Source organism: Opitutus sp. GAS368, from assembly GCF_900104925.1.
Classification (GTDB): Bacteria; Verrucomicrobiota; Verrucomicrobiia; order Opitutales; family Opitutaceae; genus Lacunisphaera.
In genome coordinates, this window is the sequence record NZ_LT629735.1 from 3,129,237 (window position 1) to 3,147,768 (window position 18,532).

At 65.4% G+C, this 18,532-nt stretch carries 15 protein-coding genes and 1 pseudogene; 7 read left to right on the forward strand and 9 right to left on the reverse strand.

Annotation, left to right across the window (positions count from 1 at the left end; genetic code table 11):
- Positions 1 to 4: 4 nt before the first annotated feature.
- The 5 genes and pseudogenes from BLU29_RS13435 to BLU29_RS18835 all read left to right on the forward strand — a co-directional run.
- Positions 5 to 799, forward strand: a complete 795-nt coding sequence (locus tag BLU29_RS13435) for a hypothetical protein (RefSeq protein WP_091058854.1) — start codon at positions 5 to 7, stop codon at positions 797 to 799.
- Positions 800 to 803: 4 nt separating this feature from the next.
- Complete coding sequence (locus tag BLU29_RS13440) at positions 804 to 1,244, forward strand: hypothetical protein (RefSeq protein ID WP_172830269.1); 441 nt, start codon at positions 804 to 806, stop codon at positions 1,242 to 1,244.
- Complete coding sequence (locus tag BLU29_RS13445; RefSeq protein ID WP_157693863.1) at positions 1,222 to 1,809, forward strand: prepilin-type N-terminal cleavage/methylation domain-containing protein; 588 nt, start codon at positions 1,222 to 1,224, stop codon at positions 1,807 to 1,809. The genes BLU29_RS13440 and BLU29_RS13445 overlap by 23 nt, the downstream gene beginning before the upstream one ends.
- Positions 1,809 to 3,170, forward strand: coding sequence for a hypothetical protein (locus BLU29_RS13450; RefSeq protein WP_091058864.1), 1,362 nt, complete (start codon positions 1,809 to 1,811; stop codon positions 3,168 to 3,170). The genes BLU29_RS13445 and BLU29_RS13450 overlap by 1 nt, the downstream gene beginning before the upstream one ends.
- A gap of 188 nt (positions 3,171 to 3,358) precedes the next feature.
- Positions 3,359 to 3,573, forward strand: a pseudogene (locus tag BLU29_RS18835) (ATP-binding protein); the annotation flags it as partial.
- Positions 3,574 to 3,800: 227 nt separating this feature from the next.
- On the opposite strand, the gene BLU29_RS13460 reads toward BLU29_RS18835, so the two are convergent.
- Both BLU29_RS13460 and BLU29_RS13465 read right to left on the reverse strand, forming a co-directional pair.
- On the reverse strand, positions 3,801 to 4,184 hold the full coding sequence (locus tag BLU29_RS13460; protein WP_157693864.1) for a hypothetical protein: 384 nt from the start codon (positions 4,182 to 4,184) through the stop codon (positions 3,801 to 3,803).
- A gap of 22 nt (positions 4,185 to 4,206) precedes the next feature.
- The gene (locus tag BLU29_RS13465) at positions 4,207 to 4,701 is read right to left on the reverse strand and encodes an SRPBCC family protein (protein WP_091058868.1); all 495 of its coding nucleotides are present in this window, start codon (positions 4,699 to 4,701) and stop codon (positions 4,207 to 4,209) included.
- A gap of 221 nt (positions 4,702 to 4,922) precedes the next feature.
- Here BLU29_RS13465 and BLU29_RS13470 point away from each other — a divergent pair, with 221 nt between their 5' ends.
- Positions 4,923 to 6,050: a serine/threonine-protein kinase gene (locus BLU29_RS13470; RefSeq protein WP_091058871.1), complete on the forward strand. Its 1,128-nt coding sequence runs from the start codon at positions 4,923 to 4,925 to the stop codon at positions 6,048 to 6,050.
- Positions 6,051 to 6,338: 288 nt separating this feature from the next.
- Here BLU29_RS13470 and BLU29_RS13475 read toward each other — a convergent pair whose 3' ends face one another.
- Complete coding sequence (locus tag BLU29_RS13475; RefSeq protein WP_091058873.1) at positions 6,339 to 7,265, reverse strand: CsgG/HfaB family protein; 927 nt, start codon at positions 7,263 to 7,265, stop codon at positions 6,339 to 6,341.
- A 167-nt stretch (positions 7,266 to 7,432) separates the two neighbouring features.
- Here BLU29_RS13475 and ligA point away from each other — a divergent pair, with 167 nt between their 5' ends.
- Complete coding sequence (ligA, locus tag BLU29_RS13480; protein ID WP_091058877.1) at positions 7,433 to 9,637, forward strand: NAD-dependent DNA ligase LigA; 2,205 nt, start codon at positions 7,433 to 7,435, stop codon at positions 9,635 to 9,637.
- A 488-nt stretch (positions 9,638 to 10,125) separates the two neighbouring features.
- On the opposite strand, the gene BLU29_RS13485 is transcribed toward ligA, so the two are convergent.
- The 6 genes from BLU29_RS13485 to dxr all read right to left on the reverse strand — a co-directional run bounded on the left by BLU29_RS13485 (position 10,126) and on the right by dxr (position 18,532).
- Positions 10,126 to 10,578 carry a DoxX family protein gene (locus BLU29_RS13485; RefSeq protein ID WP_091058879.1) on the reverse strand — a complete coding sequence of 151 codons (453 nt, stop codon included), beginning with the start codon at positions 10,576 to 10,578 and terminating at the stop codon, positions 10,126 to 10,128.
- A 391-nt stretch (positions 10,579 to 10,969) separates the two neighbouring features.
- Entirely contained in the window at positions 10,970 to 11,515 is a 546-nt protein-coding gene (locus BLU29_RS13490) for a hypothetical protein (RefSeq protein WP_091058882.1), read from the reverse strand.
- 159 nt (positions 11,516 to 11,674) lie between these two features.
- On the reverse strand, positions 11,675 to 13,048 hold the full coding sequence (dnaA, locus tag BLU29_RS13495; RefSeq protein WP_091058884.1) for a chromosomal replication initiator protein DnaA: 1,374 nt from the start codon (positions 13,046 to 13,048) through the stop codon (positions 11,675 to 11,677).
- A gap of 719 nt (positions 13,049 to 13,767) precedes the next feature.
- Complete coding sequence (gene ispG, locus BLU29_RS13500; protein ID WP_091058886.1) at positions 13,768 to 15,813, reverse strand: (E)-4-hydroxy-3-methylbut-2-enyl-diphosphate synthase; 2,046 nt, start codon at positions 15,811 to 15,813, stop codon at positions 13,768 to 13,770.
- Between the two features lie 83 nt (positions 15,814 to 15,896).
- Positions 15,897 to 17,363: an RIP metalloprotease RseP gene (gene rseP / locus BLU29_RS13505; RefSeq protein WP_091058889.1), complete on the reverse strand. Its 1,467-nt coding sequence runs from the start codon at positions 17,361 to 17,363 to the stop codon at positions 15,897 to 15,899.
- Entirely contained in the window at positions 17,363 to 18,532 is a 1,170-nt protein-coding gene (gene dxr, locus BLU29_RS13510; RefSeq protein WP_231962233.1) for a 1-deoxy-D-xylulose-5-phosphate reductoisomerase, read from the reverse strand. Before dxr ends, rseP begins: the two co-directional genes overlap by 1 nt.

Consider the following 18,532-nt stretch of genomic DNA (forward strand, 5'->3'; position numbering starts at 1 on the left):
GCCGATGTATAATGTCACCCTCGTCAACCTGAGTGCCAACGCCCGCTCGGTCGCCGGGCAGACCCATATCGAACTGCGCGACGTGAAGTCGGACGCACTTCAGGAGCTGTTGCGGAATTTCTGTGAGATCGACCAGATCGAGAACGCCGCCGGGGATGCGGAGATACGGATTCACGTTCGGCACGAAAAATACCTGCTCCGCACCGAGCAGAAGAAGCTGATCCTTTACGATGTGCACCAGCGCGAGCTTCCGGGGCAGATGCTCAGCGTGGAGCAGGCCATTCAGGAGCTCGACGGCACCGCGGCGGCCACCCGCCGCGAGTCCATCCTGCAAGCCCGCGCGGAAGCCGGCCCCGGGGCGATTCCCGGCCCCCTCCTGCCTATCACGCCGGCCCCGCCAGCGGCCAGCAAACCGAGGGTGATCGGGCTGTTGGCCATGGCCATCGTGCTGCTGGCCGCCATTGTCTGGCTGGCCGCACCGTTCGGGTCGGACGATTCGCCCCCGGGTTTCGCCCCGATCGTGCCGGAGGAACTCGATTCGGTGCAGACCGCACTCCTCGGGGTCTATATGACGGGAAGCGAGCCCGGTCAGCACGGGATTGTGGTGACGGACCCCGGTGAGCTGAAGCTGTTCGAGCTGGGTGCCGAGGAGGCTCCGCGCGTCGTCTACGCGGGCTACCGTCTGGGCCGGATCAGCCCGAAACTCTGCCTGGTCACCGACCAGCCGGGTGGGGTTATCGAAGTCACGGCCGACGGTAACCTGCATTACTGCGGCGAGGTCTATCAACGCATCCCATGACCCCATGAAATCGGCGATGACCCGCAGAACCCATGCCTTCACCCTCGTGGAGGTGGCGCTGGCGGTGATTGTGCTCGCCATGGCCCTGACCACCTCGATCACCGCCATGCAGCGGGCGTTCCTGCAGTTCGATACGGCGCGCAATCTGGAGGTGGCCGCCAACATCCTGCAGTGCGAGATGGAGAAGGAGCGCCTCATGAGCTGGACCGCGATCAACAACGCGAGCTACCTGCCGGTGATCGATGCGGGTTTTGCGCGCAATCCGGCGATCGCGGGCCGCTTCACTCTCTCGCGGACGCTCACCACGCTGGCCAGCCACTCCGGGCAGGTGGTGCAGATCACCCTTGCGGTCCGCTGGCGCAGCTACGACGGACGCACCATCGCGCGCAGCTACACGACCTATTACACCCAGGGGGGACTTTATGCCTATTGCTACGGCTCCTAGCCGGTCGGTCCGGGCGGTGCGCGGCTTCACCCTCGTCGAGGTGATGGTCGGGGCGTTCCTGAGCGGCATGATCCTGACCGGGGTGCTGGTCACCAATCTCCAGCTGATGCGCAGCGGCCTGCGCACCACCCAATATGCGGAGATGAGCACGCAAACCCGCCGCGGTCTCGAGCAGCTGGGCATCGACCTCAAGAGCGCGAACGCCATCAAGTGGAACAGCGCCACCGACCTCACACTCACCCTTCCCACCAGTGGCGGCTCGACCCGGCAGGTGACCTACGCCTGGACGAGCGCCACGCAGAGCCTCTTCTCCGTGCCCGGCACCGACAGCACCGTCACCGTGGGGCGGATCTACCTCGTGAACGGCATCCCCGCGCTGTCCAACGGCTCCGCCGGGTGCACCTTCGCCCGTTACGATCGTGATGGCAACGTGGCGACCACCGACCTCGCGACCAAGCGCGTCCAGGTCAGCCTGAACGCCGCCCGTTCGGCGAAAACGATGGCGACCGCCACGGACACGGCGGTGTCGGCCAGCTTCATCCTCCGGAACAAGCCGACCTCCTGATGCCCGCCCTCCCGCCAACCTCTCGTTTATCGCGCGGCCGGTCCGGCCAGCGCGGCAGCCTGTTGATCGTGGCGATGCTCCTCGCGACGGCGATCGCCCTGGTGCTGGGCAGCTACCTCGCGCTGGCGCGCACCTCGCTCAAGGTCGCGCATCGCACGTTTTTCGCCCAGGACGCGAGCAACCTGGCGGACGCGGGGCTGGAGGAGGCGATCTATGCGTTCAATCTCATGGCTTCCGGCACCGCACCCGCCACCGCCTGGTCGGCCTGGACGCTTTCCGGCACCACTGCCACGCGCACCCTCGCGCCGTTCAACCGCGACCAGAACGCCGTCGGGATCGTCAAGATTTGCGTCCAGGGCTACGACGGCAGCGTCGCCGCACCCGTGGTTTACACCCAGGCCGTGATCACGCCGTTCGACGGCAACGCCCCGGTGGTCAAGACTGTGCAGCTGAAGATCAAAAAGAATGTCGCGCCGAACGGCGTGGTGGCGCTGAACGGCCTGGCGCTGAACGGCATATCCACCGTCGACAGTTTCAACTCGAATCCCACGAACAGCGCCACCGGCCCCTGGTTGGCGTATGTCTCTACCATTGCGACTGCGAACGCGTCGGTCGTCGCGCTGGCCGGCAGCCTCACCTTTTCCAGTGTGACGGTTGCCGGCAACCTGTATCTCGGTTCCGGCGTCACGCCTCCCGCGTCCGGCACTTATACGGGCACGCTGACGACGAACTACAGTGCATCCTTCCTGCTGCCGGCCTATCCCACGGCCGCCAGCGTGAGCCAGAGCTACAATGTCGGCTCCACGATCCCCGCGATCCTGCCGGTCATCGGCCACCTGCCGGCGTCCGACGGTCGCTACTATTATTTCTGCAGCAATGCCACCATCGGCACCACCGCCATCGCGGCCGGCAAGAACGTCACGATCGTCGGCACCGGCACCAGCATGGGACCGGGCCTGACGATTCCGAGCGGCAGCTCCTGCTATGTCTACATGGACGGCGCGCTGACTCTCCCCAGCGGCAGCAGCTTCAACAATTCCGCCTGGGCGGGGGCGCTGCAAATTTTCTCCAGCACCACCGGCACTTGCACCTGCGCCATCGGCAACAAGGGCCAGATGCTCGCCTGCCTTTATGCGCCCAAGGCCAGCCTGGTCGCGAGCGGCGGCGGCAGTGGCGGCATGCTGGTGGGTCGGTACGTGGCCAACACGATCACCGTGTCCGGCAAGCTGGACTTCCACTTCGACCAGGCCCTGCAGCCCTCCGGCTCCGGCACTTTGTACAATGTCACCCAGTGGCTGGAGTTCCAGAGCGCGGCTGATCGCGCCACAGTGTCAGGATTGACGGGCAATTACCTGCGTTAGACTGGGCGAAAGTCCCGTGCGGTTCAGCGCTGCTAAACTCCGCCGGGTCGGTGGGACAAGCCGCACTCGGCCCGCCACCCACGGCAATATCGCCGACTGAAGCCAACGGCCGAGAATACATCGGCCCGCGCGATCCGGCTGAAATCGAGTTCGGCTGCACAGATGACCTGGCGGAGGGGCATGTGATCTTCGTGCGCGGCAACGGCGTGGCTTCGACCTGGACTACGCGCAAAAGTTCTTCGGAGTCTGCCAGCGGCTGCACCGCGCCGAGGACTTCGAGGGCACCGGCATCGGGCTCGCCAACGTCCGGGGAATCAGCACCCGGCACGACGGCCGGACCCGGGCCGAGGGCGGGCCCGGCCGGGGCGCCACCTTCCATTTCACCCTCCCGTCAACCAGGTAACTCCCTTGAAATCACTCAAGCGCAGCCTCCTCGTCGAAGAGAACCAGCAGGACGCCGACCTGACGCTCGCCGCCCTCGCGAGCCCAACTTGACCAACGAGGGCGTGGTGACGCGTCGGCCACGGCCAAAGGCAACGGCAACCCCGGACGGTAATGTTCTAATTCCACCTCGCTGATGCCGTCCGTCACGGCAACCAGGAAGCTCTGGATACCTCAGCGGTTAAGTATTCACTGATAGGCTCGCTTGCTTTTTCCTTCAATCGCGTGCGCTCGCTCGGCGATCTCCTGCACGGGAAAATCCAGTTCGGACATCGTCTCCAGCGGACTCGACAGGAAGGGAGTGTAGAGGGCAACGAGCAGGCTGTCCTTCAGGAGCGCGTTCTTCTTCCCGATCACGGTCAGCCCCAGATTTTCCCAATCAAGATGGTGCTTGGTGAGGTAACAATAGGCATGCCAGATGGTGAACCGGTATTCTTCAGCCCACGGAGCATCGGGATAGCGTGAATAAACCAGCTCCCGGACGCCGTCCGCTGAAACCGGGGAAAGCGCGAGGATCGCTTTGAAATCCGCAAGCCACATCCGGGGCGTGGGAGTCTTGAACGGCGTTGCCATTGAACGACGGCAGCTTGGGCGCTTAGCCCCCGGGTGCAAGCTGGGGCACAAACCGCCCGCGGTGTTCCAGTTCGGCGGCGCGTTTCAACTGCAACAGCGACTCAGCAGGGCCGGTCTTCAATCCACGGCTGAGAAGGACGCGCATGAGCCGGCCCCGCCAGCCGCCCGGGAAACCAAAATTGCAATGGTAGTTGACGCGACATCGCCCGTCCTTGAGCGGAATGCAGTCCAGGGCCTCGTGAACCGTGAGGCCAAGTGAGAGCCTCACGTCCATCTCAAGCTTGTAATTTGCTTCGTCGATGAGGGTGTATTCAAAGGAGCCACCGAGATGCAGCCAGCGCGGGCCCGACTCACCGAGCATGCGCTGGCCCTTGGCTGCCGGCCCCGGCGGTTCGACACTGATGACGCGAAGGTCAAAGAAACTGCCCCAGCCGGCGATGTTGGTGAGCAACTGCCATACGACGCCGACCGGGGCCTCGACGATCTCAGTGGGACAAGCCAGGTAATTCGTCGTCATCGGGAGCGGGTTCAGTTGGTCGGTCGTGCAGCACGCTGACCCACGGATTGGCCGGGGCAAGCGGCGAAGCAGCGGGGTGGCAGATAGCCGGGCCCGGCCGGGGTGCTGGCGGCTTCCTTCCGGGTCCCTTCGTCTTAATGAATTCTTAGCGGGAATTGCCCCAGGCTTAGCTAACCGGCGCGACGGAGAATCCGGTATAACGGTGGGCAATCACCCAGCCGATGGACACCATGATCCAGGAATCAGCCACCCCGATGCCGCTTCACGGGGCCGCCCCAACAGCCGCTCTGCCGCTGGCGGATGTTACCTGCTGCCGCGCGGTGCCCGAGGTTTGCGGCAGCGTGGAACCTTCGGCCGAGCCGCAACTCCGGCCCGACCAGGTTCTGGACGGCCGGTTCTTGATCCGCGCCGCGATCAATCGCAATGGCATGGCGACCATTTACCGGGCCGAAGACCTGTCGAACCAGGGACGGGAGGTGGCGATCAAGGTGCCCTTGCTGGGCGTGGAGAGCAGTCCCGGCGGTTTCGCCCATTTCCGCCATGAAGAGGAAATCGGCCTCAGGCTGGCGCATCCCTTCCTGCTGCGGTTTCACCCAGTGGCGGGCAAGGGGGGCCGGCCGTATCTCGTGACGGAATACCTCCGCGGCTGCACCCTCGACCGTCTCGCGCCGGCCGCACGTCCGCTGGCCGAGGCGGATGCGCTGAAAATCACCGGCCTCATCTGCGAGGGCGTGGGCCACATGCATGAGCGCGGCGTCATCCATCGCGACCTCAAGCCGTCGAACATCATGATCTGCCGCGACCAGACGCTGCGCGTGATGGATTTCGGCCTGGCTTCCGCCCCGATGCGCCGGCGCAGCGTTTTTGCCCGGCTGACGGGAATCTTCGGCACGCCCGAGTACATGGCGCCGGAACAGGTGGAGAATGGCCCGATTGACGAACGCACCGACGTTTACGGCTTGGGCGTGATCCTCTACGAATTACTGACGGGATCGGTTCCGTTTCAGGACGGGGATCCCTGGGAGTCAGCCTACAAGCGGACCGCGGGTGATCCCATCGCGCCGCGAAAGCTGAACCCCGGGCTCTCTCCGCAGGCCGAGGAGATTGTCCTGCATGCCCTCCAGCGCAGGCCCCGCGACCGATATCCCGGCATGGCGGCGTTTGCGGCCGACCTGCGCGCGCCCGCCGGCGTCAGGATGACCGGCCATGCCGGGCGCCTGCAGCCACCCCGCAAGAAAATCAGCCTGCAGACGACCCCGGTGATCGCGGGGCTGCTGCTCGGCTTCGGCGCCATCGCTTTCTTTATCCTCCTGTTCTTCGTCCTGCGTTACTGGCCGTCGGCCAGATAGCCGGAAGCCTGGGCCCGGCCACGAGGTCCGCGGCCAGTGCAGGCGGCCGCGATGCCTTAGCACGGAGGATGAGGGTAAAGCGGTAAGAGTGAGGGCTGGAGCCTTTGCCGCTTGGGCGCCGGGCCGGTTCACGGCCTTACCCCCGTGTTTCGCCCGCTCAACCCCCGTTATAACCCCGTGGATCAATAGAGCATCCTTACACCATCTCTACAGGTGCCTTCGGGGAGGCTTCTTGCCAGGTTCGGGCTGGCGGGTCGAAGGAATTCAGGCCTGCCGGCACCGCGCCGGTCACTGGGGCGAGACCGCCATGCCCCTTTCGATCCCGCTGCCGGAGACCAGGGTGCAGATCGACACCTTCTCCTTCACCGACTCGACGCGGATCTGCGCCTTTTCGGTGAAGCTGGTGTCCAGCACCTCGCCGGTGCCCGGATCACGCAGCACCTCGGACGAGCCAACCTTGAAGACCTGCCCGATGGTCACGCCTTCGCGTTCGCCGCGATTGAAGTAGACCTGGGTGCCCTTGACGAGGATGACGTTGCCGGTCCACGGCAGGCTGTCGAGCTGCGCCATGCAGAATTCCACGGCCTGGTCGATGGCGGCCTCGACGGCCTTGCCGGCGTTGGTCTTCTTGAAGCTGTTGATGTCGCCGTTGAAGTTTCCCCGGTTCAGGCCGACGCTCAACCCGCCGGACTTGATCTGGCCGACGACCTTTTTCGAGGCCTTCACCTGGCCCGTGGTGGAGTCCACGATGTAGACCACGGCGTTGATCTCCGCCGTCTTGCTGCCGCCGCCGACATGCACGCCGGCGAAGCCGATGCCGCCGCCGCCGCCCTCGGTGCCGTCCGTGAAGTTGGTGATCTCGCCTTTGACCAGCAGCTGCGCCGGCGTCATGTTGCCCGTGACCGGCGCCTTGTCGCCGCCGGCCGCGCGGCCGCTGGCCGCGAAATCCTGCTCGGCCATCGCGGCACTGCGCATGTCCGACTCGGCGATCACGATGAACCGGCCGGTGTTTTGCAGCGAGTCCGTCAGCACGGCGCCGAAGGTGTCGGCGAGGGCGAACTGCCCGCCGTAATTCGAGCGGTTTTGAAACTTGGTGACCGTGATCGTGTAGCGCAGACCACCCTTGGCGGGGGCGGCGGGCGCCTTGTCGTCAGCGCGGACAAGTTGCAGGCAGAGGAGGGCGGCAAACGAGGCGAAAACGGCACGGGTTTTCATGAGTCAACCGGGGCTGAGGGGGTGTGTGAGGGCGGGGCGAACCGACGGGGAATGCCTATCAGCGGCCGGAAGCCGGGCAACAGAAAACTGGCCGTTCCGGGCACCCGGGGCACCGGTTATTTTTTCCGCGACGGCGGACGGAGTTTGCTTCACGCTGCGGGCCGAGAATGACCCCCGCCGAGGCCAAGAAACGGATCGCCGACCTGCGCAAGCAGGTGACCCACCATGCCGAGCTTTATTACCGGCAGGCCAAGCCGGAAATCTCCGACCACGATTACGACCAGCTGGAGCGTGAGCTGGCCGACCTGGAGAAGCAGTTCCCCCAGTTTGCCAGCGCCGAGTCGCCCACCCAGAAGGTCGGTGACGACCGGCTGCAGGGCTTCCAAGAGGTCGCGCACCGGCAGAAGATGCTCAGCCTCGACAACACCTATAATGAGGAGGAGCTGCGCGCCTTTCACACCCGGCTCACCAAACTCGTCGAGACCGACGACCTGCGCTACACCGTCGAACCCAAGATCGACGGCCTCGCGGTGAGCCTGACCTACGAGGCGGGCAAACTTGTCCGCGCCGTCACGCGCGGCAAGGGCGACAAGGGTGACGATATCACCGCCAACGTGCTCACGATCGCCATGCTGCCGCGCCAGCTCAAGGGCACCGCGCCGCGCGTCGTCGAGATTCGCGGCGAGATCTACATGACGCAGGCCGAGTTCGAGCGACTCAACGCCGAGCGCGTCGCGGCCGGCGAGGAACTCTACGCCAACCCGCGCAACACCGCCGCCGGCACGATCAAACAGCTCGACACGGCCGAGGTCGCGCGCCGCAAGCTGTCGATCGTCCTCTACAGCCTCGGCTATTGTGAGCCGGAGGTCGTGGCGTCGCAGACGGCGCTGCAGAAGCAAATCCGCGCCTGGGGCCTGCCCGCCGTCGAGAAATACTGGACCGTGCGCGGCATCGACGAGGCGTGGGCGGCGATCGGCGAACTCGACCGGATCCGCCGCACGTTCGCCTACGGCACCGACGGAGCGGTCGTGAAGCTGGACGACGTCGCGCAACAGCGACTGGCGGGATCGACCGACAAGTCCCCGCGTTGGGCCATCGCCTACAAATACAAGCCCGACACCGCGCGCACGCGCCTCAAGGCCATCACCATCCAGGTGGGCAAGACGGGCATCCTCAGCCCGGTGGCCGAGCTGGAGCCGGTGCACCTTTCGCTCAGCACCATCGCCCGGGCGACCCTGCACAACGAGGACGAGATCCGGCGCAAGGACATCCGCGTCGGCGACCTTGTCGAGATCGAGCGCGCGGGCGAGGTGATCCCGGCGGTGCTGCGCTCGTTCCCGGAGGAGCGGCCGGCCGGGGCGAAGGAGTTCAACCTGTTCGAAGCCGTTGGCGGCAAATGCCCGGTCTGTGGCGGCAAGATCGCCCGGGTCGAGGTCGACACCGAGAGCGGCGTCGGTGCGGCGTGGAAGTGCCAGAACTACGACTGCCAGGCGCAGCGCGCCGGCCGGCTCGGGTTTTTCTGCAGCCGCCGGGCGCTGGCGATCGACGGCCTCGGCGAGACCGTCGCCGCGAAGCTCGTCGAGCTGGGGCTGGTGAAGGATCCACCCGACCTCTACGACGTGTCCTTGGAGACGCTCGCGACGCTCAATCTTGGCACCGCCGAGGAGCCGCGGGTGTTCGGCGAGAAGAACGCGGCGAAGCTCGTCGCCGCGCGCGAGGCGGCGCGCACCTTGCCGCTCGAGAAGTGGCTCTATGCGCTGAGCGTGCCCGACGTGGGCGAGAGCACCGCGCGCGAGCTCGGCAAGCGGCACCGCAACTTCGTCGAGCTGGCCGATTCAAAGCTGCTGCAGGCCGTGTTGCGCAAGGCTGCGCTCGAGGAGGAGAAGGAACTCCAGAGCCCGAACTCCAAGAAGAACCCGGCCAAGGACGAGGCCGAGAAGGAACGCCGCAAGGCTCGCCGGGTTGAAATCGACGGCGAGATCGCCGCACTCAATGACGGCATCCTCGCCGGCGTGCCGTCGGACATCGGCCCGGCCGTGGCGGCGAGCACGCTGGAGTTTTTCGCGAGCGAGCACGGACAGCGACTGCGGGCGAAGCTGGACAAGCTCGGCATCGACCCGCAGGGCACGGTGCTGACGGCGGGCAAGTTCACGGGGAAGACCTTCGTGCTGACCGGCACCCTGCCGACCCTGAAACGCGAGGAGGCCGAGCAAAAGATCCTCGCGGCCGGGGGCAAGACCAGCGGCAGCGTCAGCAAGAAGACCAGCTATGTGCTCGCCGGCGCCGAGGCCGGCTCGAAGCTCGACAAGGCCAGGGAGCTCGGCGTGCCGGTGATCGACGAGGCCGAGTTCCTGCGCCTGCTGCAGGGGTAACCACAGGGAGTGTCTTCAAACCTCCGAAAGAACCACTAATGAGATTTCACCAAGGGTGAAATCCACGGAAACCGCTCCGGCTGATCGCCTGCGCGGTGGGTTTCGGGGGCCCGCTAATCGCGGGCAGAAAGGGCGGCGATCAGCCGCCCCCTGAACCTGGCGGCGGAGGCGATCAGCCGGAGCAGTGAAAGTAGATTCCGCCGTTGGCGGAATCCTTTTAGTGGTCCCCCCTTCCGAGCTTTGAAAACACTCCCTAATCAATTTCGCCAACACGGTCTTTTTGACCACGGATTGCACGGATTAACACGGATCGGGATTGAACAGGAGGAAACGGAGGGAACAGAGAAAGCATAACTCAGGAGCGGCAAGGTCATGATTGATGACCTTCTGGTCTCTGATTGCCTCAGTTGTCTCTGTTATCTCCTGTGAACTGATTGTTTGGATTTATCCGTGCCCATCCGTGTAATCCGTGGCTAAACAGTCCGTAATCACGGCGTGATCGTGGGCTTGAGCTTGGGCATGCCGTGGTCCACGGACAGCGGCCCGGCGCCGCTGATGGCAAACGTGACCAGCAGGAAAAGCACGAGAGCGGAGAACTCAAGGCCCTGGCCACCGCTCATCAGCCCCTCGTTGCGATGGATGAACACCGCGCCCGCCAAGATGGGAACCTGCACCCAGGCGGCGATGCGCGTCAGCAGGCCGACGGTGAGCATCAAGCCGCCCACAAGGTGGGCCAGCGAGATATAGTGGAGCACTCCCACCGTCACCAGCCAGGGGAAATCCATCCGCTTGATCAGATCCAGGATGAACTCGGCGCGGGTGTTGGTGATGATGAAGACGCCGCGGATGAAAAGGCCGAGGCCGAGATAAATGCGGACGCAATCGAGCCAGACCTTGGGATGGGCTTCCGCCCAGTCGATGAACTGACGCAGCTTTTCCATGGGTTAAGACTCCTGGGGTAGGCCGGCGGGCAGCATGTCCGCCGGGTGGCTGCAGGATACGGCCGCGGGGAGGCGGGTCAATGGCGCTTGTGGCTGTAGCGGCGGTCTGTGACCGCCGGACGGCGCTCATAGAGCGCCGCTACAGGGATGGCGAAGGTAGGGGCCGTTGCCCCCAACGGCCCTTGGCGGACAACGGAGAAGGGCGGGTGGGGCAACCGCCCCTACCACAAGGCACGGCCCGCAGAGACGCGGGCCCTCCAGAAGGCGAAAGTCGGGATCACCGGTTCCTCCCTATGGTTTCATCAATGGAGGCGGGACTATCAGTCCCTCGAGTTTCCGGTCGCGATGGTGATACCCCACGGGACTGATAGTCCCGCCTCCATCGACGTCATCAGAACCCCTGTTTCTGGAGCTGGAGCTGCAGCTCGCGCTGGAAGGCCTGCACGTCCGCCGGGCCGGGCTGGTAGCCCTTCTGCGGGGTCTCGAGCATAAGGCGGCCCTGCTGGTCCAGCGCCCACTTGCCGCTGACGCCGTCACTGAAAGTCACGCTGCCGCTGACCATGAAGCCCGGGCGGACGATGCGGTCCAGATCCACGGCCAGGCTGCCAGCGCCGGCGGGTTCGGCCGGGAAGTCCTCGGGGGGCAGATCGTCCTCCTCGACGGCGCCGGGTGCCAGGCCGACCTTCTCCTTGAGCTGGTCGATCAGGCCCTTCTTCTCGGGTGCCTTGGGTGGCGCACCCTTGCTCACGTCGGAGGTGTCCACCTTGGGCGCCGGGTCCTTGAGCTCGAGATTCAGGTCGTCGACCAGGAAGCGGACGTCGCGGTAGGTCATCGAGACCTTGAACTGCTCGGCGAGCTTCTTCTGGACGGCGGAGAGGTTGTCACCGGCGGCGACCCAGCCGGCGACGGTCTGCTTTTGTTCGGGAGTCAGAGTCATGAAAGGAATTTTTTAACCACGAATGGACACGAAGGAACACGAATAGAAGGCAAGATACCGGAAACGACAAGTCCGGGGTGGAGGGCGGGCCTTGGCCTGTAGCGGCGGTCTACGACCGCCGTCCGGCGCTCATAGAGCGTCGCTACAGCGAGTCCGCGCTCACTTCGCCAGCTGCGTCTTGAGGAAATCCACGCTGCCGCGGACGGAATTGTCCTGGTCCATCATGTTCTCGACGGTCTTGACGGCGTGGATGACGGTGCCGTGGTCGCGGCCGCCGAAGGCCTCGCCGATCTCCTGGAGGGAGTGGCGGGTGAGCTGGCGGCAGAGATACATGGCGATCTGGCGGGGAAAGGCGATGGCGTTGGGCCGGCGCTTGCTCGTCATGTCCGAGTGGCGGATCTGGTAGTGGTCGGCGACGCGCTTCTGGATGCCCTCGATGTTGAGGCGGTTCTGGGCCTCCTCCATCAGCACGTCCTTCAGGAGGTGTTCGGCGGTGGCGAGGTCGAGGACCTTGCCGGTGAGGGCGGCGTAGCTGGAAATCTTGATGAGGGCGCCCTCGAGCCGGCGGATGTTCTTCGAGATGTGCTGCGCCATGAACTCGATCACGGGCATCGGCAGCTCGATCTTGAGGGTGGCGGCCTTGGTCTTGAGGATGGCGACGCGGGTCTCGAAGTCGGGCGACTGGATGTCGGCGGACAGGCCCCACTGGAAGCGGGAGACGAGGCGGGCCTCGAGCGTGGCGATCTCGGTCACCGGGCGGTCGCTGGAGATGATGATCTGCTTCTGGGACTCGAAGAGGTCGTTGAAGGTGTGGAAGAACTCCTCCTGGATGCGCTCCTTGCCCGCGAGAAACTGCACATCGTCGACCAGCAGGACGTCCACGCTGCGGTAGCGCTGGCGGAACTTGGTCAGGGCGTTCTCCTGGATGGCGTGGATATACTCGTTGGTGAACTTCTCGGTGGAGAGGTAGGCGACCTTGGCCTCCGGGTTGCGCTGGAGGATGCTGTGCCCGATGGCGTGCATCAGGTGGGTCTTGCCCAGGCCGGTGGCGCCGTGGAGGAAGAGGGGGTTGTAGGCCTGCGCGGGCGCCTGGGCGACCGCGAGGGCGGCGGCGTGGGCGAGCTGGTTGTTCTGGCCGACGACGAAGTTCTCGAAGGTATTGCGCGGGTTGAGCGAGCTGGCGGCGGCCATGCGCTCGTCGTAGCGGAGCGGGGTGCGTTTGGCGGCGGCGCGACCCTTGGGCTCGGTGGCCGGCATGCGGGCGGAGGCGGCGCCGTCCGTCATCTTCTTCAGGCTGACGTGGACCATGCGGCCGGCGCTCAGGCGCAGGCGCTGCGAGATCAGGTCGAGGTAGTTGTCGTGAATCCAGATCGCGGCAAAATCATTCGGCACGCCGAGGACCAGCGAGTCCTCCGTCGTCTCCACGCAGCGGATGGGTTCGAACCACATCGAGAACACGTCCTCGGGGAACAGGCCCTTGAGGTCGCATTTGACGGTTTCCCAGAGGCTGGTCTGGAGGACGGGGTGGGGCATGACAGGCGGGGAGAAGACAGGTTTATTAACACCTCAGCAACTGCATTTGCGAAAACTCCGTTTTTGCCTGTCGTGTGCCTGCTGCTCGGGAGGGAAAAGGGGAGGTCGGGCCGTCATTTGTCGCCAGCGCGTGGGCCGGAGGCAAAGTGACTATTGGCCAGTGTCTAAGGAAGCCCTGGTCGAGTCGGTGCACGAAGTGCGCTAGGGAGTTGGCAAGGAACCGTCGCTGAGAAGGACGTTTAAAAATTACTTTGCGAGTAACGTGAATCAAAAAATGCGTTTCAAGGGCAACTTTCCGACATCTTGTTCACATCAGGCAGGCGGATAACTTTTCCCATTTTGGTGTTGCGAAAAAACGCCCGGGCCTCGTTCGCATTTTTCCCTCGGAGCGGGGTCTTTTCGGGCGCGGCGGCGGGCCGCTTGCTTAACCAATCGGATTGAGACTGAAGGTTTCACCGTGAACGGCACGCGAAAAATAAATGCGAGGCGGAGCGGGCGAGTTCGCCGAATATGTCGGGCCGGTGCTTGTCGCCGGGCCGGTTTTCGAGCGCGGAACGGTCCGCCGGCGAGCGGCGACCCTACAGGAATCACGCGCTCGCCAGCTGACCTGTCAGCTGAAGCTTTCTGCGAAGGCAATCAGCCAGCCGGGCCCTCCTTCGCCAAGGCTTCCGCCGTCGTCGGGCCTATGCGGACAAGATGGAGGGCAGCTTTCGCCTCCGTTACACGGGCGAAAGCTGATGCGGCTCGGGATCGGCCCATTTGCCGTGCTCGCGGATCAGCGCAATCAGCCGGGCGTCGGCCTCCACCTGCGGGATGTTGTATTGGACGCAGTTTTTGCCGACGTAGAGGTTGATCTTGCCCGGGGCGCCGCCGACGTAGCCGAAATCGGCGTCGGCCATCTCGCCCGGGCCGTTGACGATGCAGCCCATGATGGCGATTTTCACGCCCTTGAGGTGGCCGGTCTGGGCCCGGATGCGCTGGGTGGTCGTCTGCAGGTCAAAAAGGGTGCGGCCGCAGCTGGGGCAGGCGACGAATTCGGTCTTGGAGATGCGCGCGCCGGCGCCCTGCAGGACGTTGTAGGCTAGTTTCGTGGCCCGGGCGGGGTCGGCCTCGGTCTCGATGCTCACCAGATCGCCGATACCGTCGCACAACAGGCTGCCGGTCAGGAAACTGGCCTCGAGGAGCTTGGAAAGGAAGCTGTTGTCGCCGCGGACGGCCATGGCGGACGTGTTGCGGATCCAGACCGGAGCCTTGGAGCCGGCGGCCTTGAGGTGCTCCAGCAGGCGGCGGTAGGCCCCGATGCCGTGGGCGGCGATGGCTTGCGGGCGCAGGGTCGATAGGGTGAAGAGCAGGCTGGCGTCGCCCAGCTTGCGCAAGGCGTCCTCGTAGGGCCCGAAGTTCTCCGGGTCGATCTCGACGGCCAGAAAATGACCGTGCCGGCGGACGAGTTCGGCAAAGGCGATGAGACGGGCGGTTTCGCGGGCCTCGAAGCGGCGGACCAGGAGGAGCTTCGGGTTGAGAGTTGAGAATTGAGACTCGAGAGCTTCTGGCGTGAGCGAGGAAGCGAGTTCGAGCGCGAGGAAGTCGACCGGGAGCGGAATCGCCTGCAAGCAGGCTCCTACAGCCTGAAGGTCGGCGACGGAATTGACCGGCACCAGCAGGCCCTCGGCGGGCGTGTCGATGAGCCTCGGGGCGGCGAGGGCCTTCGCCGCGTCGGCCAGGCCGGCGAGCGTGCTGCGGACGATCACGCGGGGCGGTTGCTCCGGGCCGACCGCGCATTTGTCGGAAAACCTGAGAACGGCGGTCTCGCGTTTGCTGAAATGGTAGGGATCGATCGTGTCGGCCAGCGGGAGGCTGATTTCCTCGGGCCGGGGCGCCGTCCACAGGCTCATGGCCTTGTCGGCGATGGCGCGGGCCACGGGGATCTCGTAGACGGAGTCCTCGGTCAGCGACACGCGGATGGTATCACCCAGGCCGTCGAGCAACAGGCTGCCGATGCCGATGGCGCTCTTGATGCGGCCGTCCTCGCCGTCGCCGGCCTCGGTGACGCCGAGGTGCAGCGGGTAGTGCATGTCCTCCTGCGCCATCCGCTCGACGAGCAGCCGGTAGGCCTGGATCATGACCTTCGGGTTGCTGGCCTTCATCGAGAGGATGATGGCGTGGTAGTCGTGGCTGCGGGCGATGCGGAGGAACTCGAGGGCGCTCTCGACCATGCCGAGCGGCGTGTCGCCGTAGCGGTTCATGATGCGGTCGGAGAGGGAGCCGTGGTTGGTGCCGATGCGCATGGCCCGGCCGAGTTCCTTGCTGCGCTTAACCAGCGGGGAGAACGACTCGTGCAGGCGCTCCAGCTCGCGGTCGTAGTCGGCGTCGGTGTATTCCTTGACGGCGAACTTCTTCTTGTCGGCGTAGTTGCCCGGGTTGACACGGACCTTCTCGACATGCTCGACGGCCTCCATGGCGGCGGAGGGCAGGAAATGGATGTCGGCGACCAGCGGGATGTGGCCGAAGCCCGCGGCGGAGAACTGGGCGCGGATGTCCTTGAGGCATTTGGCGGCGGCGACGTTGGGCGCGGTGATGCGGACGATCTCGCAGCCGACCTCGGCCAGGGCGATGGACTGCTTGACCGTGGCCGCGACGTCCTGCGTGTCGCTGGTTGTCATCGACTGGATGCGCAGGGGATGCGAACCGCCGACGCCGACGCCCCCGACCATCACCTCGACGGTGCGGCGGCGGAGCGTGTGGTAGCGGGACGCGCAGTAGGACATGGGCCTAAGGGAAGTAACAAGTAACAAGGGGCAAGTGGCAAGAACCGGAAAGGGCCGGCCTGATACTTGTTACTTGAGGCTTGTCACTTGCCGGCGGGTGCCGGTTCGGCGGCCTTCTTCTCCTGCACGGCGGCGGCCTCCTTGGTCTGGGCGTCAGCCCGGTAATCGTTCACGAGTCGCCGGATGTCGCCGAACACCGTCACGTAGAGCATCATCACCAGCAGCAGGACCATGAAGACGCTCTGGGTCGTCAGGATGAAATTCATCGGCAGCGGACGGCCGCGCAGCTTGGCGACGGTCGCGAGCAGGATGTGTCCGCCGTCGAGCACTGGGATGGGCAGCAGGTTGAAGAACGCCAGGCTGATGTTGATCATCACGGTGAACCACAGGACGAAGTTCGCCGGATGGTCGGACTTGAGCGCGTCCCAGAAGCCGCGCCCGATCCCGATGAAGCCGCTGAGGTTCTGCAGGCCGATGTCGCCCTGGGGGTGCAGCAGCGCGCCAAAGGTCTGCAGCGTGTTCGTCAGGATCATCTTCACCTGGGCCAGCGGCGTCTGGTGAAGCAGCTGCCAGTTGGTGGTGAACTCCACGCCGCGGAAAAGCTGCGTGCTCTCGGCGCCCGGCGAAACGAACGGCAGGCGGGCCTCCGTCGTCCCGCGCCGGACGGTCAGCACCTGCGCCGTGCCCTTGGTGGAGGAGAGCGCCGCGCTCAGCGAAGGCAGGCCCCAGACGGGCTTGCCGTCGACGGCGGTGAGCTGATCCCCGGGCAGCAGGCCGAGGTGGGCGCCGGGGGTGTTCGGCTGCACGTTCTTGATCAGCACGGCATACGCCGCGTCAATGCCGACCTTGCGGAAGTTCTCCTCGCCGGTGCGGATCGGGTTGATGGTGAAATCCCTGGTCACGCCGTTGCGCTCGATGGTGAAAACCGAGATCCGCTCGCCCGTGGCATCGGTGCGGGTGCCGAACACGATGCCGTTCAGCACATCCAGCCAGCTGTGCACCGCCGTGCCGTCGATCGCCAGGATGTTGTCCCCTTCGCGCAGGTCGGCCTTGGCCGCCGGGCTGGGGACGATGGTCTTGTCGGGCAGCGCCATCTTTTCGATGACGTAGCCGATGCGCGTGGAAGTGACATTCTCCGGCTCGGGGCGCCCGACGGACCAGAGGACGGTCGCCAGCCCGAAGGCGAAGATGACATTGAAGACGGCGCCCGCCACCAGCACCAGGACCTTGGTCGTGTAGCTGATGGGTGGCAGGTTCGCGACCTCCACCTCCGACTCGCCCTCGAGGGCCGGCATGTCGGCCAGTTGGGGCAGGGCCACGTAGCCCCCGAGCGGAATCCACGAGAGACGGTATTCGACGCCATCCTTGGCCGTCCGTTTCCAGATGGCCGGTCCGAAGCCGATGGAGAAGCGGGTGACCTTCAGGCCGCGGCGCCGGGCCACGAGGAAATGGCCGAGTTCGTGAACGAAGATCGAACCGCCGAAGAAGACGATGATCAGGAAGATCGCCCAAAGGTTGCTGAACAGGGATGTGAGGAAATCGAAGGACATCAGGAGGGAAAGGATTGGGCGACGCGCCGGGCCTCGGCATCGACGGCCAGGACCTGATCGAGCGTGGTGGGGTCGATCAGCTTTACCGTGGCCAGAGTGTGGTCAATAATCCGCGGAATCGCAAGAAAGGGGACCCGGTTCTGCAGGAAGGCCGCGACTGCCACCTCGTTAGCCGCGTTAAAAACCGCGGGAGCGGTGCCGCCGGCGGCCATGGATTCGCGGGCCAGCCGCAGGCAGGGGTAGCGGGTCTCGTCCACCGGCCGGAAATCGAGGGCGAAGGCCTGGTCGAGCGGCAGCGCCGTGTCGGTGCCGGTCGGGGCGCGCTCCGGGTAGAGGAGGGCGTGCTGGATGGGGAAGGTCATCGAGGGCGGGCAGAGCTGCGCGAGCATCGAGCCGTCGGTGAACTCAACCAGGGCGTGCACGATGCTCTGGGCGTGCAGCACGGCGTGGCACTGGTCCGCGCGCAGGCCGAACAGGCACTGGGCCTCGATCAGCTCGAGGCCCTTGTTGGCCAGCGTGGCCGAGTCGACGGTGATCTTCGGGCCCATGGCCCAGTTCGGGTGCTTCAGGGCGTCGGCCGGCGTCACCGCCGTCAGTTTCTCGAGCGGCCAGTCGCGGAAGGCGCCGCCCGAGGCGGTGAGCACCAGCCGGCGGACGTCGGCGGCGCGGTGCCCCTCGAGGCATTGAAAGACGGCATTGTGCTCGCTGTCGACGGGGAGCAGCCGGCTGCCGCTGGCCCGGGCCGCCGCCATCACGAACTTACCGGCGAGGACGAGGATTTCCTTCGAGGCGAGAGCGATGGTCTTTTTCGCCGCGATGGCGGCGAGCGTCGGCGCAAGCGCGGCGGTGCCGACGATGGCGACGAGCACGACATCCGCCTCGGGCAGGGTGGCGAGCTGGTTGAGTCCTTCCGCGCCGCCATGAAAAACCGTGCCGGCAGGAAAGGCGCCGCTGCCGCGCGCGGCGGCAAGGGCGGCCGGGTCGGCAAGACCGACATGGCGCACGCCGAACTGCCGGGCGATCTCGGCGAGCCGGGCGTGTTTGCCGTGCGCGGCGAGGCCGACGAGTTCGAGCCGGTCACGCTGTGCGGCGATGACCCGCAGCGTGCTCTCGCCAATCGAGCCGGTGGCACCGAGGAGGACGACGCGTTTGCGGGAAGGGATAGTCAC

What these genes read in the sequence shown, in the direction of transcription:
- ispG (WP_091058886.1), bottom strand. Translation starts at nt 15,813, where the DNA reads ATGTCCTACTGCGCGTCCCGCTACCACACGCTCCGCCGCCGCACCGTC.
- BLU29_RS13485 (WP_091058879.1), bottom strand. Translation starts at nt 10,578, where the DNA reads ATGGAAAAGCTGCGTCAGTTCATCGACTGGGCGGAAGCCCATCCCAAG.
- BLU29_RS13475 (WP_091058873.1), bottom strand. Translation starts at nt 7,265, where the DNA reads ATGAAAACCCGTGCCGTTTTCGCCTCGTTTGCCGCCCTCCTCTGCCTG.
- dnaA (WP_091058884.1), bottom strand. Translation starts at nt 13,048, where the DNA reads ATGCCCCACCCCGTCCTCCAGACCAGCCTCTGGGAAACCGTCAAATGC.
- BLU29_RS13445 (WP_157693863.1), top strand. Translation starts at nt 1,222, where the DNA reads ATGCCTATTGCTACGGCTCCTAGCCGGTCGGTCCGGGCGGTGCGCGGC.
- BLU29_RS13450 (WP_091058864.1), top strand. Translation starts at nt 1,809, where the DNA reads ATGCCCGCCCTCCCGCCAACCTCTCGTTTATCGCGCGGCCGGTCCGGC.
- ligA (WP_091058877.1), top strand. Translation starts at nt 7,433, where the DNA reads ATGACCCCCGCCGAGGCCAAGAAACGGATCGCCGACCTGCGCAAGCAG.
- BLU29_RS13440 (WP_172830269.1), top strand. Translation starts at nt 804, where the DNA reads ATGAAATCGGCGATGACCCGCAGAACCCATGCCTTCACCCTCGTGGAG.
- rseP (WP_091058889.1), bottom strand. Translation starts at nt 17,363, where the DNA reads ATGTCCTTCGATTTCCTCACATCCCTGTTCAGCAACCTTTGGGCGATC.
- BLU29_RS13490 (WP_091058882.1), bottom strand. Translation starts at nt 11,515, where the DNA reads ATGACTCTGACTCCCGAACAAAAGCAGACCGTCGCCGGCTGGGTCGCC.
- BLU29_RS13435 (WP_091058854.1), top strand. Translation starts at nt 5, where the DNA reads ATGTATAATGTCACCCTCGTCAACCTGAGTGCCAACGCCCGCTCGGTC.
- BLU29_RS13460 (WP_157693864.1), bottom strand. Translation starts at nt 4,184, where the DNA reads ATGGCAACGCCGTTCAAGACTCCCACGCCCCGGATGTGGCTTGCGGAT.
- BLU29_RS13465 (WP_091058868.1), bottom strand. Translation starts at nt 4,701, where the DNA reads ATGACGACGAATTACCTGGCTTGTCCCACTGAGATCGTCGAGGCCCCG.
- BLU29_RS13470 (WP_091058871.1), top strand. Translation starts at nt 4,923, where the DNA reads ATGGACACCATGATCCAGGAATCAGCCACCCCGATGCCGCTTCACGGG.